Origin of the sequence: Paenisporosarcina macmurdoensis (assembly GCF_042658845.1) — a bacterium.
In the GTDB taxonomy this organism is placed as follows: domain Bacteria; phylum Bacillota; class Bacilli; order Bacillales_A; family Planococcaceae; genus Paenisporosarcina; species Paenisporosarcina macmurdoensis.
In genome coordinates, this window is the sequence record NZ_JBHSRI010000002.1 from 662,185 (window position 1) to 675,788 (window position 13,604).

17 protein-coding genes are annotated in these 13,604 nt (G+C 37.8%); 13 read left to right on the forward strand and 4 right to left on the reverse strand.

The annotated features are described in order from the left end of the window. Nucleotides 1-444 precede the first annotated feature (444 nt). The 3 genes from ACFPYN_RS03175 to ACFPYN_RS03185 all read left to right on the forward strand — a co-directional run bounded on the left by ACFPYN_RS03175 (nucleotide 445) and on the right by ACFPYN_RS03185 (nucleotide 2,627). Nucleotides 445-636, forward strand: coding sequence for a hypothetical protein (locus tag ACFPYN_RS03175; RefSeq protein ID WP_377732470.1), 192 nt, complete (start codon nucleotides 445-447; stop codon nucleotides 634-636). A 251-nt stretch (nucleotides 637-887) separates the two neighbouring features. Further along, nucleotides 888-1,958 (forward strand): 23S rRNA (adenine(2503)-C(2))-methyltransferase RlmN, encoded by a 1,071-nt coding sequence (gene rlmN, locus ACFPYN_RS03180; RefSeq protein ID WP_377732471.1) that lies wholly within the window; start codon nucleotides 888-890, stop codon nucleotides 1,956-1,958. 411 nt (nucleotides 1,959-2,369) lie between these two features. After that, entirely contained in the window at nucleotides 2,370-2,627 is a 258-nt protein-coding gene (locus tag ACFPYN_RS03185) for a phage holin (protein ID WP_377732472.1), read from the forward strand. Nucleotides 2,628-2,815: 188 nt separating this feature from the next. Here ACFPYN_RS03185 and lexA read toward each other — a convergent pair whose 3' ends face one another. Continuing rightward, a complete protein-coding gene (gene lexA, locus ACFPYN_RS03190) occupies nucleotides 2,816-3,436 on the reverse strand; it encodes a transcriptional repressor LexA (protein ID WP_377732473.1) in 621 nt (206 codons plus the stop codon). Between the two features lie 172 nt (nucleotides 3,437-3,608). Here lexA and yneA point away from each other — a divergent pair, with 172 nt between their 5' ends. The 6 genes from yneA to ACFPYN_RS03220 all read left to right on the forward strand — a co-directional run bounded on the left by yneA (nucleotide 3,609) and on the right by ACFPYN_RS03220 (nucleotide 7,870). Continuing rightward, a complete protein-coding gene (gene yneA, locus ACFPYN_RS03195; protein ID WP_377732474.1) occupies nucleotides 3,609-3,926 on the forward strand; it encodes a cell division suppressor protein YneA in 318 nt (105 codons plus the stop codon). After that, nucleotides 3,926-4,585, forward strand: a complete 660-nt coding sequence (locus tag ACFPYN_RS03200) for a YneB family resolvase-like protein (protein WP_377732475.1) — start codon at nucleotides 3,926-3,928, stop codon at nucleotides 4,583-4,585. Before yneA ends, ACFPYN_RS03200 begins: the two co-directional genes overlap by 1 nt. 67 nt (nucleotides 4,586-4,652) lie before the next feature. Then, nucleotides 4,653-4,886, forward strand: a complete 234-nt coding sequence (locus ACFPYN_RS03205) for a DUF896 domain-containing protein (RefSeq protein ID WP_377732476.1) — start codon at nucleotides 4,653-4,655, stop codon at nucleotides 4,884-4,886. 90 nt (nucleotides 4,887-4,976) lie between these two features. Continuing rightward, nucleotides 4,977-6,983 carry a transketolase gene (gene tkt / locus ACFPYN_RS03210; protein WP_377732477.1) on the forward strand — a complete coding sequence of 669 codons (2,007 nt, stop codon included), beginning with the start codon at nucleotides 4,977-4,979 and terminating at the stop codon, nucleotides 6,981-6,983. 135 nt (nucleotides 6,984-7,118) lie between these two features. Beyond that, nucleotides 7,119-7,574: a sporulation inhibitor of replication protein SirA gene (gene sirA / locus ACFPYN_RS03215; protein WP_377732478.1), complete on the forward strand. Its 456-nt coding sequence runs from the start codon at nucleotides 7,119-7,121 to the stop codon at nucleotides 7,572-7,574. 77 nt (nucleotides 7,575-7,651) lie between these two features. Next, nucleotides 7,652-7,870, forward strand: a complete 219-nt coding sequence (locus ACFPYN_RS03220) for a YneF family protein (RefSeq protein WP_377732479.1) — start codon at nucleotides 7,652-7,654, stop codon at nucleotides 7,868-7,870. A gap of 31 nt (nucleotides 7,871-7,901) precedes the next feature. On the opposite strand, the gene ACFPYN_RS03225 is transcribed toward ACFPYN_RS03220, so the two are convergent. Next, a complete protein-coding gene (locus tag ACFPYN_RS03225; protein WP_377732481.1) occupies nucleotides 7,902-8,831 on the reverse strand; it encodes an alpha/beta hydrolase in 930 nt (309 codons plus the stop codon). Nucleotides 8,832-8,842: 11 nt separating this feature from the next. Beyond that, on the reverse strand, nucleotides 8,843-9,748 hold the full coding sequence (locus ACFPYN_RS03230) for a hydroxymethylglutaryl-CoA lyase (protein ID WP_377732482.1): 906 nt from the start codon (nucleotides 9,746-9,748) through the stop codon (nucleotides 8,843-8,845). An 82-nt stretch (nucleotides 9,749-9,830) separates the two neighbouring features. On the opposite strand from ACFPYN_RS03230, the gene ACFPYN_RS03235 reads away from it, so the two are divergent. Together ACFPYN_RS03235 and ACFPYN_RS03240 are read left to right on the forward strand one after the other, a co-directional pair. Continuing rightward, entirely contained in the window at nucleotides 9,831-11,018 is a 1,188-nt protein-coding gene (locus tag ACFPYN_RS03235) for an acetyl-CoA C-acetyltransferase (protein ID WP_377732483.1), read from the forward strand. 18 nt (nucleotides 11,019-11,036) lie between these two features. Then, nucleotides 11,037-11,297 (forward strand): DUF3886 domain-containing protein, encoded by a 261-nt coding sequence (locus ACFPYN_RS03240; protein WP_377732484.1) that lies wholly within the window; start codon nucleotides 11,037-11,039, stop codon nucleotides 11,295-11,297. A 210-nt stretch (nucleotides 11,298-11,507) separates the two neighbouring features. On the opposite strand, the gene ACFPYN_RS03245 is transcribed toward ACFPYN_RS03240, so the two are convergent. Beyond that, on the reverse strand, nucleotides 11,508-12,410 hold the full coding sequence (locus ACFPYN_RS03245) for an aldo/keto reductase (RefSeq protein WP_377732485.1): 903 nt from the start codon (nucleotides 12,408-12,410) through the stop codon (nucleotides 11,508-11,510). Between the two features lie 70 nt (nucleotides 12,411-12,480). On the opposite strand from ACFPYN_RS03245, the gene ACFPYN_RS03250 reads away from it, so the two are divergent. Beyond that, entirely contained in the window at nucleotides 12,481-13,029 is a 549-nt protein-coding gene (locus tag ACFPYN_RS03250; protein WP_377732486.1) for an NUDIX hydrolase, read from the forward strand. 51 nt (nucleotides 13,030-13,080) lie between these two features. Beyond that, nucleotides 13,081-13,599: a hypothetical protein gene (locus tag ACFPYN_RS03255; RefSeq protein WP_377732487.1), complete on the forward strand. Its 519-nt coding sequence runs from the start codon at nucleotides 13,081-13,083 to the stop codon at nucleotides 13,597-13,599. The last annotated feature ends 5 nt before the right edge of the window (nucleotides 13,600-13,604 follow it).

The following is a 13,604-nucleotide window of genomic DNA, read 5'->3' on the forward strand; positions in this document are numbered from 1 at the left end:
TGCGAAAGTTACCACAAGCATTGAAAGGAAGTTACCACAAACTTACCACGAATTGATTGTTTTCTATTGTATCCTACTGTATTTCAATGTCATTTTGCCATGTAAAACAAGGTAAGCAATACATTATTACCTTCTATTATATATAGATATAGTTTCCGTACATCTGTACACCCATGGGAACGCGAACAATACTTGAAAATGTATTAATAATAAGCGTGTGAGCCAATTGGTTCACACGTTTTTTTATGAAATTCGTTGAACTATTGCCCGTCAACACAAGAAATTATTTAAATTATTTCCTTCTAAAGAAATAATTTTTATAAAAAATAGCTATTCAAAGGATTAAATGTTTGGAATGCGGGTATATATTACTAGGATTCATTATTTAATAACTAGCACTAAGCTTTCTTTGATCTACAAGGAGAATTTAGTGGAGGTGATTAAATGAGAAAAGTCCAAGGGGTAAAAAGATTAATAGCTTATTTTGATTCAGTTAACTACCCAATGACTGAAGAAAATTTAATTATTCTTATGACTCAAAGAGAAATTCCTCATACCAGTCCATTAAGCAACATCCTTATTTTTGATCTAAATCATATTGACTGGTGGATAAAAGAACAAAATAATGTAAAGTAAAGCCAAAACCCTACTTTTTAGTAGGGTTTTGAGCTTTTTAAAAATGTGATTTTAAAGTTCCGACGAATAATCGCTTTGATTGAGTTCATAATGAAGGAGAAAGATTTTATATTGCTTATAACTCGTGTTAAAAACATATTTAAAGAACTGGTTAACTGTAAAGTGTGACTTTGAAAATTCAATCAGTTGTTATATGAGCTTGTTTCTAGTAGAATGAGTACTGATTTTGTTTTATGAAAAGAGGGTATCAAATGAAAACATCTATTTTTGGATTGACAATAGAACAGCTAACTACTTGGCTTCTAGATAACGGACAAAAAAAATACCGTGCAGAACAAATTTGGGATTGGTTATATATAAAGCGTATTACTGATTTTTCACAAATGGTAAACGTTAGTAAAGAATGTATTCAATTACTTGAAGAAAACTTTGTTCTATACACACTTGAGGAAAGTGTTAAACAAGAATCAGCAGATGGAACGATTAAATTCTTGTTTAAAATGCAAGATGGAAATTTAATTGAAACGGTATTAATGCGTTTTAAATATGGGTCATCAGTTTGTGTTACTACTCAAGTCGGCTGCAATATTGGCTGTAGTTTTTGTGCGAGTGGATTATTGAAAAAGAGTCGTGATTTGTCTTCAGGAGAAATCGTGGAACAAATTATGAAAGTTCAACAACATCTTGACGAAGTGAAGAAAGAGGAACGTGTGAGCCATATTGTTGTAATGGGTATTGGTGAACCATTTGATAACTACACGAACTTAATGAGCTTCCTTAACGTTGTAAACTCTCAAAAAGGCCTTGCAATTGGAGCACGTCACATTACCGTGTCGACAAGTGGGATTGTGCCTAAAATTTACGATTACGCTGATGAAGGGCTTCAAGTGAATTTAGCTATTTCGATTCATGCCCCAACAAACGAATTACGCACACGCATCATGAAAATCAATAAAGCTTATCCAATTGAAAAACTGATGGATGCAATTGATTATTACCTAGAAAAAACGAACCGTCGAATTACGTTTGAATATATCCTTTTACGCGATGTTAATGATCACGTAGAAGAAGCGGTAAAGCTTGCTAAACTGCTCGAAGACAAACGTCATTTATCGTACGTCAACTTAATTCCTTATAACCCAGTTGATGAACATGGTCAATACCAACAAAGTACTCCTGAAGCCATTAGTGCGTTTTACGATGCACTTAAGAAAAAGGGAATCAACTGTGGTGTACGCCATGAACAAGGAGCGGACATCGACGCTGCTTGTGGTCAATTAAGAAGTAAGCAAATTAAAAAAGCTGATAAAGCAACCGTATAATTAGATTACCCCATAGACAACGTAAAACGCTTCTCACCTTGAGAAGCGTTTTTTTCTTTATCTATAGGCTAGCTTTCCCATAAAAATATTATTACCTTATTGTTAACAACTGCTTTATTAATGATTGACGAGCTGTTTAGATGGCTCTTTTTGCGTCTTGAAAAGAAGAAACAGTATTGTTCAAGGAGGAAACAAGATGAACTGGAAAAAGAGATGGGCGAGTGACGCAGTCACAAGTCCATCTCTTTATTCTTTAGATCAAGGTGCAGCAGAAGATTCGTCCGACCGAAGCGGGCTGACTTTTCACAGCAATGAAGCAATAATATTTATAAATAAATCATTGACTAGATACTAGTTCAAATAAGATATACATAAGATAATGTAACACCAGATTAAAAAGGAGGTAGGTAAGTGAGCGAATCGAAGAATCTTGCACCTTTTGACAAGATGATGATTGTTCGTACTATCGTTCTATTTTTAGCTTGGATAAATCAATATTTGGTCATGAAGGGAACGAGTCCATTACCATTTAATGATACAGATTACGAAGTTGCAGCAACAGCTCTCATCACGTTTGCGGCATCGATGTGGGGTTGGTGGAAAAACAACGATGTGCGCTTTAAAGCTCGACGCAATACACAATATTTAAAAGATAAGGGATTAAAATAATCCGAATTTAAGTGTGGGGGACAATCCAATCTCATAAAAAAGAACACAAAAAGGCCGACTGAAGATGAAAATGTCAGTCGGCGTGATATCGGCTCAAAATCAGTATAGCACACATCTACTTAAAGTGTAAAGTACTGATTAACTATTGAAAAAACCCTTACACAAATGTGTAAGGGCTTTGTTGTTGATTAATGAAGATGACGATAAACACCTACAACTTTTCCTAGTATCGAAACTTTCTCAACGATAATTGGCTCCATAGATGAATTTTCAGGTTGAAGACGGAAATAGGATTCTTCTTTAAAGAATCGTTTAACAGTGGCTTCATCGTCTTCAGTCATAGCGACGACAATTTCACCGTTATTTGCAGTCTGCTGCTGTTTCACAACAACATAGTCACCGTTTAATATCCCGGCTTCTATCATACTATCTCCCATTATTTCAAGCATAAAGAGATTGTCTTCGGTAGTTCCAAACGTTTCAGGTAGTGGGAAAAACTCTTCTATATTTTCAATGGCTGTGATTGGTAACCCAGCGGTGACTTTCCCGATTAATGGGACATTTACTACGTTTGGTCGAAATTCTGCCAAGTTATCAAACTCTAAAATTTCAATTGCGCGTGGTTTTGTAGGATCGCGTCGAATTAATCCCTTACTTTCTAGTCTAGCTAAATGACCATGAACTGTGGAACTAGAAGCAAGTCCTACCGCTTCTCCAATTTCTCTCACGGATGGTGGATATCCTTTTTTTCGAACTTCATCTTTTATAAAAGCCATAATATCTTCTTGTCGTTTCGATACTTTTTTCAACTAGTTCACCTCTTCGCCAAATGGTTTCTCTCTAATTAACTACTTTTAGTATATCAATTCGAATAATAAAATGCAAACATAGGTTCTAATTATTGTTGACAAGAAACGTGTGTTCGGTTTATAGTAATAAATATAAATTACGAACAAACATTCTATTCGAGGAGGAATTCAAATGAATTGGGTCAAAAACAATCCATTTATTTCGTTATTAGTAGGTGTAATCTTTAGTTGTACATTGTTTTTTGTGCTTTTTGCTGTTGAGCAAGAGGAGTCTTACAATGAAATCTTTATACATGATGGGGATACACTTTGGACTTTATCTGATAAATATAGAGGCAATACACCTAAACAAGATTGGATTTCAGAAGTCATGATAGCAAACAACTTAAATACTCAAATGATTCATGCAGGAGATTCACTTGTCCTACCAAATTCTCTTGATCAGTATGCCCCTGACCAAGGAATAGAATATGCGGGAGAATCAGATTAATGGCCAATTCTAATTCTGCGGTTCTTTACTGCCGTGTAAGTACTGATAAAGAAGCGCAAGAAACTTCTTTAATTCGGCAAGAAGAAGAATTGCGTAAATTTGCTCAGGAGCAAAAGTACTTCGTAAGAGATGTATTTCTTGATCAACATAGTGGGTATTCTGTTGAACGAGAAGGGTTACTTGATATGCTTGATTTTATAAAAATGAATTCAATAACAACCGTCTTTATACAAGACGAGACACGACTGGGTAGAGGGAATTCACGTATGGCTATATTACATATGTTGAAAAAATTAGATATTGAAGTTATTTCTTTAAATGATGGTGGGTCTATTCGTTTAAACGAAATGGACACGATGATGTTAGAAATTTTAGCCCTAGTAGAAGAATACCAACGTAAATTGCATAATGCCAAAATACGTAGAGGGATGAGAAGGGCAGTGGAACACGGTTTTAAACCAGAAAAAAATCTGAAGGATCAAGGCAATCCTGAAGGACGAGAACGAAAAGAGATTCCAATGGATGAAATCGTGAAATTACGTAACAACGGCTTAACATATGCAGAGATTGCCTCAACATTAAGAGGCTTTGGTTTTCCTGTTAGTAAAGCAACAGTTCACCGTAGATATATGGAGTACAAAGAAAGACTTGGAGGCTAAATACTTGCGCTCCGAGTCTTTTTTGCATACCTTTTAATAAGGTTATTAGAAGAAAGGTGTGGAATTAATGTTATCTCCAGGAAAAATAACTCGAATTAACGAGTTGTCAAAAAAATCTAAATCAATTGGATTAACAATAGAAGAAGCAAAAGAGCAGACATCTTTGCGTAAAGAGTATTTGGAAACGTTTCGTTCATCCATGAAAAATACGATTGAAAATGTGACAGTTATAGACCCAGAAGGCAATGATGTTACGCCGGATAAAGTGAAAGCGATAAAAGAAAAGAAATTTCTGAATTAAATCAACATTTTGCTAACCATTGTCAGTTCGTCAAAAGTTGACTACACTAAATGGAGAAGAAAACTTTTGTTTCAGAGAGGAAGTCATAATATGTCTCAACACGTAGATCAGTTAGCTATTAGTACAATCCGCACATTATCAATCGATGCAATTGAAAAAGCAAATTCAGGTCATCCAGGTTTACCAATGGGAGCAGCTCCAATGGCTTATACACTTTGGACGAAACATTTAAGTCATAACCCAGTAAATCCTACTTGGTTCAATCGTGACCGTTTTGTTCTTTCTGCAGGTCACGGTTCGATGTTACTTTACAGCTTATTGCACTTAGGTGGGTATGATTTGCCAATGGGAGAGATTAAAAACTTCCGTCAATGGAATTCTAAAACACCAGGTCATCCTGAATTTGGTCATACTTCAGGTGTAGAAGCTACAACTGGTCCACTTGGACAAGGAATCGGCATGTCAGTCGGTATGGCTATGGCGGAGCGTCACTTAGCTGCAGTCTATAATAAACCAAACCATGAAGTTGTTGATCATTTCACATATGCTCTATGTGGTGATGGAGACTTAATGGAAGGTGTTGCGGCAGAAGCTATTTCTCTTGCAGGACACTTACAATTGGATAAATTAATTGTTCTTTACGATAGCAATGACATTTCTCTTGATGGTGATTTAAATAAATCATTCTCGGAAAAAATCCAAAAACGTTTTGAATCTTACGGATGGAACTATTTACATGTTGCAGACGGAAACTCACTTGAAGATTTAACAAATGCGATTGAATCAGCTAAAAACCATAAAGGCCAGCCTACTTTAATAGAAGTTAAAACGGTTATTGGTTTTGGATCTCCAAATCGTTCTGGTAAATCTGATGCACACGGAATGCCATTAGGTAAAGATGAAGCGTTATTAACAAAAGAAAGCTACAAGTGGACATTTGAAGAAGATTTCCATGTGCCTGAAGAAGTATATGCTACTTTCAAAGAAGCTGCAGAGCAACTTGGAGGTGCTAATGAAGCATCGTGGAATGAACTGTTTAGCTCATACAAATCAGCGTATCCTGAACTTGCAGAACAATTTGCACTAGCAATTAAAGGTGAACTACCTGAAAACTATGATGTTGAAATTCCTGTATACGAAGCTGGAAAATCGCTGGCAACACGTGCATCTTCAGGTGATGTGTTAAATGCCATCGCTAAAACCGTCCCTTCATTCTTTGGCGGAAGCGCGGATCTTGCTGGCTCAAATAAAACAAATATCAAAGGTGCTGGTGATTTCTCTAGCGACTCTTATGAAGGTCGGAACATTTGGTTTGGTGTTCGTGAATTTGCAATGGGTGCTGCTTTAAACGGTATGGCCTTACACGGTGGTTTACATGTGTTTGGTGGAACATTCTTCGTATTCAGCGATTATGTACGACCAGCTGTACGTCTATCAGCTTTAATGGGACTTCCTGTTACGTATGTATTTACACATGACAGTATTGCTGTTGGTGAAGATGGTCCTACACATGAACCTGTTGAACAATTAGCTTCATTACGTGCGATGCCAAACTTATCAGTTATCCGTCCTGCTGACGCTAACGAATCGGCAGAAGCTTGGAAGCTAGCTGTGACATCTAAATCTATTCCAACTGCATTAATTTTATCTAGACAAAACTTACCTGTACTTGAGCACACTGCAGAGCTTGCAGCTGAAGGTGTTGCTAGAGGAGCATATGTAGTATCTCCTGCGAACAAAGAACGAGCAGACGTACTATTATTAGCGACAGGTTCTGAAGTTTCTCTTGCAGTCGATGCACAACATGTATTAGCTGAAGAAGGAATTGATGTAGCTGTCATCTCAATGCCTTCATGGGATCGTTTTGAAAAACAAGATGCTGAATATAAAAATAGCGTCTTGCCAAAAACTGTGAAAAAACGTTTAGCAATTGAAATGGGCGTTTCATTCGGTTGGGAACGATACTCAGGCGACGAAGGTAGCATTTTAGCTATTGATCGCTTTGGCGCAAGTGCACCAGGGGAGATTGTAATGAAAGAATTTGGTTTCTCTACAGAAAACGTAGTAGCTCGTGTGAAATCTTTACTAAATAAATAAAATTAAAAACAAGTAGTGCGCATTCGCCACTACTTGTTTTTTTTCGTCAATAATAGTGATAGAGAAAAATCGCAGTTCGACAACCTTAGCAACAATACTTCTTTATACTTAAAATAAAAAGTGGGGGTATATCAAATGCGTACATATAAAATTTTTCATATAAAAAAAGAATACCAACCTTTCGTTTTGGGTCGAGAAAAAATGTTGCAAGAAATACTAGGAAGAGATCAAGTACAAAGTGACATAGATAATAATGAAATGACGTATGTATGTGAGAAAATTGATGAAGATTTCGTCAAGCAGAGTTTGGAAAGAAAACTAAGCCGCTTGTTTGAACATAAAGAAAAAGAACCAAAGAAACTAGTACTGGAGCATCCATTAAAAGGGTCTATTCGAATTAAATTTGATCCTTATTGTGTCCATGTGTGGTGTAAAGGGTCACATATGTTGGACTTGGACCTCTTCGCTGGATTATCTGATTCTAGTGACTGTTATATGGCTTTTCAACAGGAAGAGGCTTCATTTGGTTGGTTGAAGCCCATTAAGATAGGATCGATTCATTCATTTACAGAAATTCTAGACTTCGTCTAGCAAGGACAAAGGTTTTGTTGTATAATCCTTCTTGGAGATAAAAACTCAAGTTAACACCACGAAGGAGGAAAACTACTATGTCAACTGGTATTTGGATTTTATTTATTGTTTTAGCATTACTAGCTGGAGCTGCAATTGGTTTCTTTGCTGCTCGTAAATATATGATGAAGTATTTAAAAGAGAATCCACCAATTAATGAACAAATGCTTCGCATGATGATGGCTCAAATGGGACGTAAACCGTCTGAAAAACAAGTAAAACAAATGATGAACCAAATGAATAAATCACAAAAATAAAAATAGCACTCGCTTAGAGTGCTATTTTTATTTATTTAGGCAATAGATGATAGGTATATAAAAATTCCGCGACCGTTCTTTCATACTCTTCTGCATTTAAATTAAAGGATTGTGCATGTGCACCTATTTCAAAGAGTTTCATTTGTTTGGGACCTTTCTTCAACGCATAAAGTTCTTGAGTCATTTCCGGCAATATAAAGTCGTCAAGTAAGCTATGAATAAACAAAACCGGTTTTTCAATATGTGTTACAGCCTCTCTTGGTGACACGAGCTTCATGGAGTAACCGTCTCGCACACGCAAAAACACATCAGCTAATTTAATGGCAAGAATGGTGCGAAGAGGTGTTTCTTTTTTCATTAAATACATCAGTTGATCGGTGAAATCGGAAAAAGCGCAATCAGCAATGTAAAAGTGAGCATGATCTTCTAGTGTACCAGCATACAAAATCGTAGTTGCTGCCCCCATAGACTCCCCATGGATACCGATAATCCCATCATCGCCTGCGTACTCTTTTACCGCCTTTACGACTGCTTGCAAATCTTTTTTTTCGTAATGGCCAAAACTAGTCGTTTTTCCACCAGAATCACCGTGACGTCTATGATCATAAACAACCGAATTAAAACCTAACCGTTCAAATAATCGTGCATACTTAACCGAGTTAATTTTGCTTTCGGTAACTCCGTGACAAATGACCACAATATTCTTTGTGTTCAGTGGTTCTAAAAATATCGCTTTCACAGGATAACCATTTGGACTATCAATCCATTTTTCGGTTTTTTCAACACCGTTAAACCAAGCCTCATCAAATCTCTTCGCAGTAATTTCTCGATTCAATATAAAAGCGTCGTCTTTTTTCTTCAAATACATCAAGCGGTTTGTAAATATAACACCCAAAATCGCCACTCCTGCGGTCATAATACTCGAAAGAATACTGGTGATCCAAAGAATGCGACGCTTCATGGGGTTTCCTCCTATGTTTGTTGTTGTATTTGATATAACCTAAACATGCCCGTATCAATAGGCCTTGAAACGCAAGGGGCGATAATGGATACCGCTTTACATAGTAAATTCAAATCAATCCCAGTTTGAACTCCCATTGTATGTAGCATATTCACCACATCTTCAGTTGCTACATTTCCTGTAGCTCCAGGGGCAAAAGGACATCCGCCAAGGCCACCAGCTGATGTATCAAAGCGCGAAACACCCGTCAGAAGAGCGGCATATATATTTGCTAATCCCATTTTTCTTGTGTCATGAAAATGAGCTGTCATTAAAATGTCTGGAATTTCACGAAGTAACAGTGAAAATAAGGCGTAACTTTCTTGTGGATTCGCCATGCCAATTGTATCGGCCACACTCAGTTCGTCAACACCCCACCTTGCAAACTCTTTACATAATGATAATGTGTCTTCAACTGCAATTTGTCCTTCATATGGACAATGAAAGGCGGTAGAGATACAAGCACGTACAAAGTAACCTTGTTGTTTTAGGTTTGTAATTAGCGGTTTTAATTCTTCCATGCTTTGAGCTGTCGTTTTGTTAATGTTTTTCATATTAAACGAATTACTAACCCCTACAAAAACGGCGACACTTTTTGCACCTACTTGTAGTGCTCGTTCAATGCCTTTTGAATTGGGTGTCAAGACAAACTGTCTGCCTTGCTTATGAACTCGTTCAACAATTTCAGCTGCATCGGACATTTGTGGTACCCATTTAGGTGACACAAAAGAAGTGATTTCCATCTCTTGAATACCAGATGCTTGTAGGGCATGTATAAACTCGAGTTTATTTTCGGTCGAAACCTCATTTTTCTCGTTTTGTAAGCCATCTCGTGGACCTACCTCGATAATTGTCACATTGTTTGGTAAACTGAACATATCATCCCTCCTTCATTCTATTGTAATGATGATATAGGGGTGCTAGCAAATATATTTTCATATTGGATTAGGGGGAGTTACATTGTCAACAAGAGAAGTAGTTGTCGTGAGTGCTGTTCGTACAGCAATAGGTTCATTCCAAGGGTCATTAAAAGACGTACCTGCAACTAAATTAGGTGCGCTTGTCATAAAAGAAGCATTAATAAAAGCGGGTATTGAACCAAATCAAGTAAGTGAAGTTATCATGGGGAATGTATTGCAAGCTGGACTAGGTCAAAATCCTGCACGTCAAGCAGCAATTTTTGCAGGTCTTCCTGAAACAATTCCATCGATGACGATTAACAAAGTATGTGGATCTGGTTTGAAAGCGGTTCATTTAGCTACACAAGCGATCCTTTCCGGAGATGCTGATATCGTTGTAGCGGGTGGATTTGAAAATATGAGTCAAGCACCATACTTATTAAAGAATGCTCGTGAAGGATATCGAATGGGTGATCAAAAAGTAGTGGATAGTATGGTTTCTGACGGTTTATGGTGTGCGTTTAATGATTATCATATGGGTCAAACGGCAGAAAATTTATGTGATCGTTACGGAATTTCTCGTGAGCAACAAGATGAATTCTCTGCTCGTTCACAGGAACGTGCAGTTCAAGCGATTGATTCAGGTAAATTTAAAGAAGAAATTGTTGCAGTTGAAATTCCACAACGAAAAGGGGATCCGATTGTTTTTGATACGGACGAATACCCGAAACGTGGAACGACAGCAGAAAAACTAGGCAAGTTGCGTCCTGCATTCAAAAAAGAAGGTAGCGTTACAGCAGGAAATGCTTCTGGGATTAACGATGGTGCAGCAGCAGTTGTCGTAATGTCTAGAGAAAAAGCTGACGAGTTAGGCTTAACGCCAATGGCTACGATTGTTGCAAATGCTTCTGCAGGGGTTGATCCATCAGTAATGGGAATTGGTCCTGTACAAGCTGTTAAAAATGTTTTTGCAAAATCAGGACTTTCAATGGCTGATATAGACTTAGTAGAAGCGAATGAAGCCTTTGCAGCACAATCGATTGCAGTAGATCGTGAACTAGCTTTCGATCATGATAAACTAAACGTTAACGGTGGAGCTATTGCTTTAGGACATCCAATCGGTGCAAGTGGAGCACGTATCTTCGTTTCTCTACTTCATGAAATGGCCAAGCAAGATGCGAAAACAGGTTTAGCAACATTATGTATAGGTGGCGGACAAGGTGTCGCTACAATCGTTAAAAGAGCTTAAGTAAGAAGGTGAATAGAAATGGCAAAAAAGAAACAGAAACAGCATGGGCACAAACAACCTGAACGCTCTGAGAGAGAGCCCGGGAACACATTAGCCGATCAACTTCAAAATGATGTAGTAGAAAAATTGAAGTTAGCCAAGAAACAGATGCAAGATGCTGAGCGTGAGCAAGAAGAAGAACGCCAAGCACAAGCAGCATTCGATCGAAAACAAAAAGAAAAGAATAAATCATTTGCTGAACTGCTAGATGATTATGACATGAAGGGCAATAAATTTTAATCAAAAGCGCCAAAGAGTTTTTAACCTCTTTGGCGCTTTTTTAAATGTGAGATAATCCGAGGGACAACAACTTATATGATGATTGTCGCAACTTCTCTCGGTATTGTCGCAACTATCCAATTTCCGCCTAATTTCCGTTGGAGATTTTAAAACAAACTTCAAAAAAGACCTGATTCGCTTCTTAGGCGATTCAGATCTTTTTGAAACTCCTTATATGCGATGTCCTGTGTATCGGTCATCTCGAATTAAATCCTTAACCTGTTCTAAACTATTAGCAGAAATCGATTGATGATATGCATGCATGGTGCTAGCTATCTGTTCTTGTGAGCTAGCACCTGCTAAGATGGCTGACACTTGTTTATGTTGTAAAACGAATGCTAGTGCCATACTAATCAAATCTTCAGCGTAATGATCGAGTTTTGATATCGTATCAATTAACGCTTCTTTGCTATATTCTCCGTATCCTTTAGACTGTTCTACACGTTTCATTGCTTCAGCTGTAAGCAAACCCTTAGCGAGTGTTCCACGTGTTACGACACTGGCGCCGTGCCCTTCGATGAGCTTGAACCACTCTTCAGGTCTACGGTCTAGCATACTATACTGCATCATGACCGAGGCTGCTTCGCTCGTTGATAAGAAGCGATCAATCACGTTAGGACGAATGGAGGAAATTCCATAGGCACGAATAAGTCCCTCTTTTTTTAGGGATTCAAAAGCATCGACGGCTTCTTCCAAATCATCTTCCATCGTGCCGCCGTGGAGTTGATATAAATCTAGATATTCAGTTTGAAGTCGGACTAAACTTTCTTTTACTTGTGTCGTAATATAGGATTTTGACGAATCCCAAACCCATCCGGAGCCATCCTCGTTCCATTTGTTACCTACCTTGGTGGCAAGGAAGATATCTTGTCGTTTGTCTTTCAGTGCATGTCCGACAACCACTTCATTTGCGCCTTTATCATATAAATCGGCAGTATCGAAGTAGCTAATGCCATGGTCGATCGCTGCATCAACAATTTTTTTAGCTTCTTCTTTGTTTGGGGGAAGAGACATACACCCTAGCCCGATTTCTGAAACATATAAACCGCTTTGTCCAAGTTCGCGTTTTTTCATCTGTCAGCCTCCTCATTTCATTCATGGTACAATTGTGTGTGCAAATAGACAAATGGAAAGGGTGGAACACATGAAAAAATACGAAGAAAAATCCATTTCTTCTACACCAATTTATGAAGGGAAAGTTATTTCACTTAGAGTAGACGAGGTAAGCTTGCCAAACGGTAAAACTTCGAAAAGAGAATTAATCAAACACCCTGGAGCAGTGGCGATTATACCCATTACTTCAGAAGGGAAAATCGTCTTTGTCGAACAATACCGAAAAGCGCTCGAACGCTCTCTTATCGAAACCCCTGCAGGTAAACTAGAGCCAGGTGAAGAGCCGGCAACCACAGCAAGAAGAGAACTGGAAGAAGAAACCGGCTACTCTTGCGAAAAATTAACCCATATTCAATCGTTTGCTACTTCACCAGGATTTGCAGATGAAATCATCCATGTCTACGTGGCAGAAGGACTCTCTAAAATTAAAAATCCTGCTGCACTCGATGAAGACGAATTTGTTGAAATTATCGAAGCAACCATTGAGGAAGCTGAAGAAATGATGAAAAACGGACAGATTTTTGATGCCAAAACGGCTTACAGTGTTTTATGGGCAAAAGAATATTTACTAAAAAGATGAATGGATGATACTGGGACACGCATAAGCTAATCTATGAAAGGTAGGTGGCGAATGTTGACTCGGTCATTCCCATTATTATTTTTACTAGGTTTGCTTGTCATCGGATACTTAGGTGGATTGTGGTTGTATTCAAAAATGCCTTATGATCAAGTTGAAAAAGTCATCAATTGGCTCGATCCTAGACTATTAAACGATTATGTTCCTAATGGCTTTGATTCCATTCTTCCTCAACTTGTTACTATATTGCTGTTTCTCCTTTTTGCAACTCACCTTATCCTGAAATATATGATTCTATTAATCGGGACTATGAGAGCTGTCTTTTGGGGGATATCTTCTGGCTATTTAATAGCACAGGAAACGGAATTTTGGGCATACGCCCTGTGGTGGTTCCCTTTCCAATTAATTTATTGTTCCTTATTATTACTCATTGGATTTTTGCTCGTCCCACCACCATCCTCACAAAATCCTGCTAAAAACCGTAGTTTTAAAGCAATTGGTGTACTAAGTCTTGTTTATATTGTATTAACTGGACTTGAATTATTTGTCCTCCCATACATTCATGGTTTATAATCGAT

Coding starts and splice junctions, on each gene's coding strand:
- ACFPYN_RS03175 (WP_377732470.1), top strand. CDS start 445: ATGAGAAAAGTCCAAGGGGTAAAAAGATTAATAGCTTATTTTGATTCA.
- rlmN (WP_377732471.1), top strand. CDS start 888: ATGAAAACATCTATTTTTGGATTGACAATAGAACAGCTAACTACTTGG.
- yneA (WP_377732474.1), top strand. CDS start 3,609: ATGAATTGGGTCAAAAACAATCCATTTATTTCGTTATTAGTAGGTGTA.
- ACFPYN_RS03200 (WP_377732475.1), top strand. CDS start 3,926: ATGGCCAATTCTAATTCTGCGGTTCTTTACTGCCGTGTAAGTACTGAT.
- ACFPYN_RS03205 (WP_377732476.1), top strand. CDS start 4,653: ATGTTATCTCCAGGAAAAATAACTCGAATTAACGAGTTGTCAAAAAAA.
- tkt (WP_377732477.1), top strand. CDS start 4,977: ATGTCTCAACACGTAGATCAGTTAGCTATTAGTACAATCCGCACATTA.
- sirA (WP_377732478.1), top strand. CDS start 7,119: ATGCGTACATATAAAATTTTTCATATAAAAAAAGAATACCAACCTTTC.
- ACFPYN_RS03220 (WP_377732479.1), top strand. CDS start 7,652: ATGTCAACTGGTATTTGGATTTTATTTATTGTTTTAGCATTACTAGCT.
- ACFPYN_RS03225 (WP_377732481.1), bottom strand. CDS start 8,831: ATGAAGCGTCGCATTCTTTGGATCACCAGTATTCTTTCGAGTATTATG.
- ACFPYN_RS03230 (WP_377732482.1), bottom strand. CDS start 9,748: ATGTTCAGTTTACCAAACAATGTGACAATTATCGAGGTAGGTCCACGA.
- ACFPYN_RS03240 (WP_377732484.1), top strand. CDS start 11,037: ATGGCAAAAAAGAAACAGAAACAGCATGGGCACAAACAACCTGAACGC.
- ACFPYN_RS03245 (WP_377732485.1), bottom strand. CDS start 12,410: ATGAAAAAACGCGAACTTGGACAAAGCGGTTTATATGTTTCAGAAATC.
- ACFPYN_RS03250 (WP_377732486.1), top strand. CDS start 12,481: ATGAAAAAATACGAAGAAAAATCCATTTCTTCTACACCAATTTATGAA.
- ACFPYN_RS03255 (WP_377732487.1), top strand. CDS start 13,081: ATGTTGACTCGGTCATTCCCATTATTATTTTTACTAGGTTTGCTTGTC.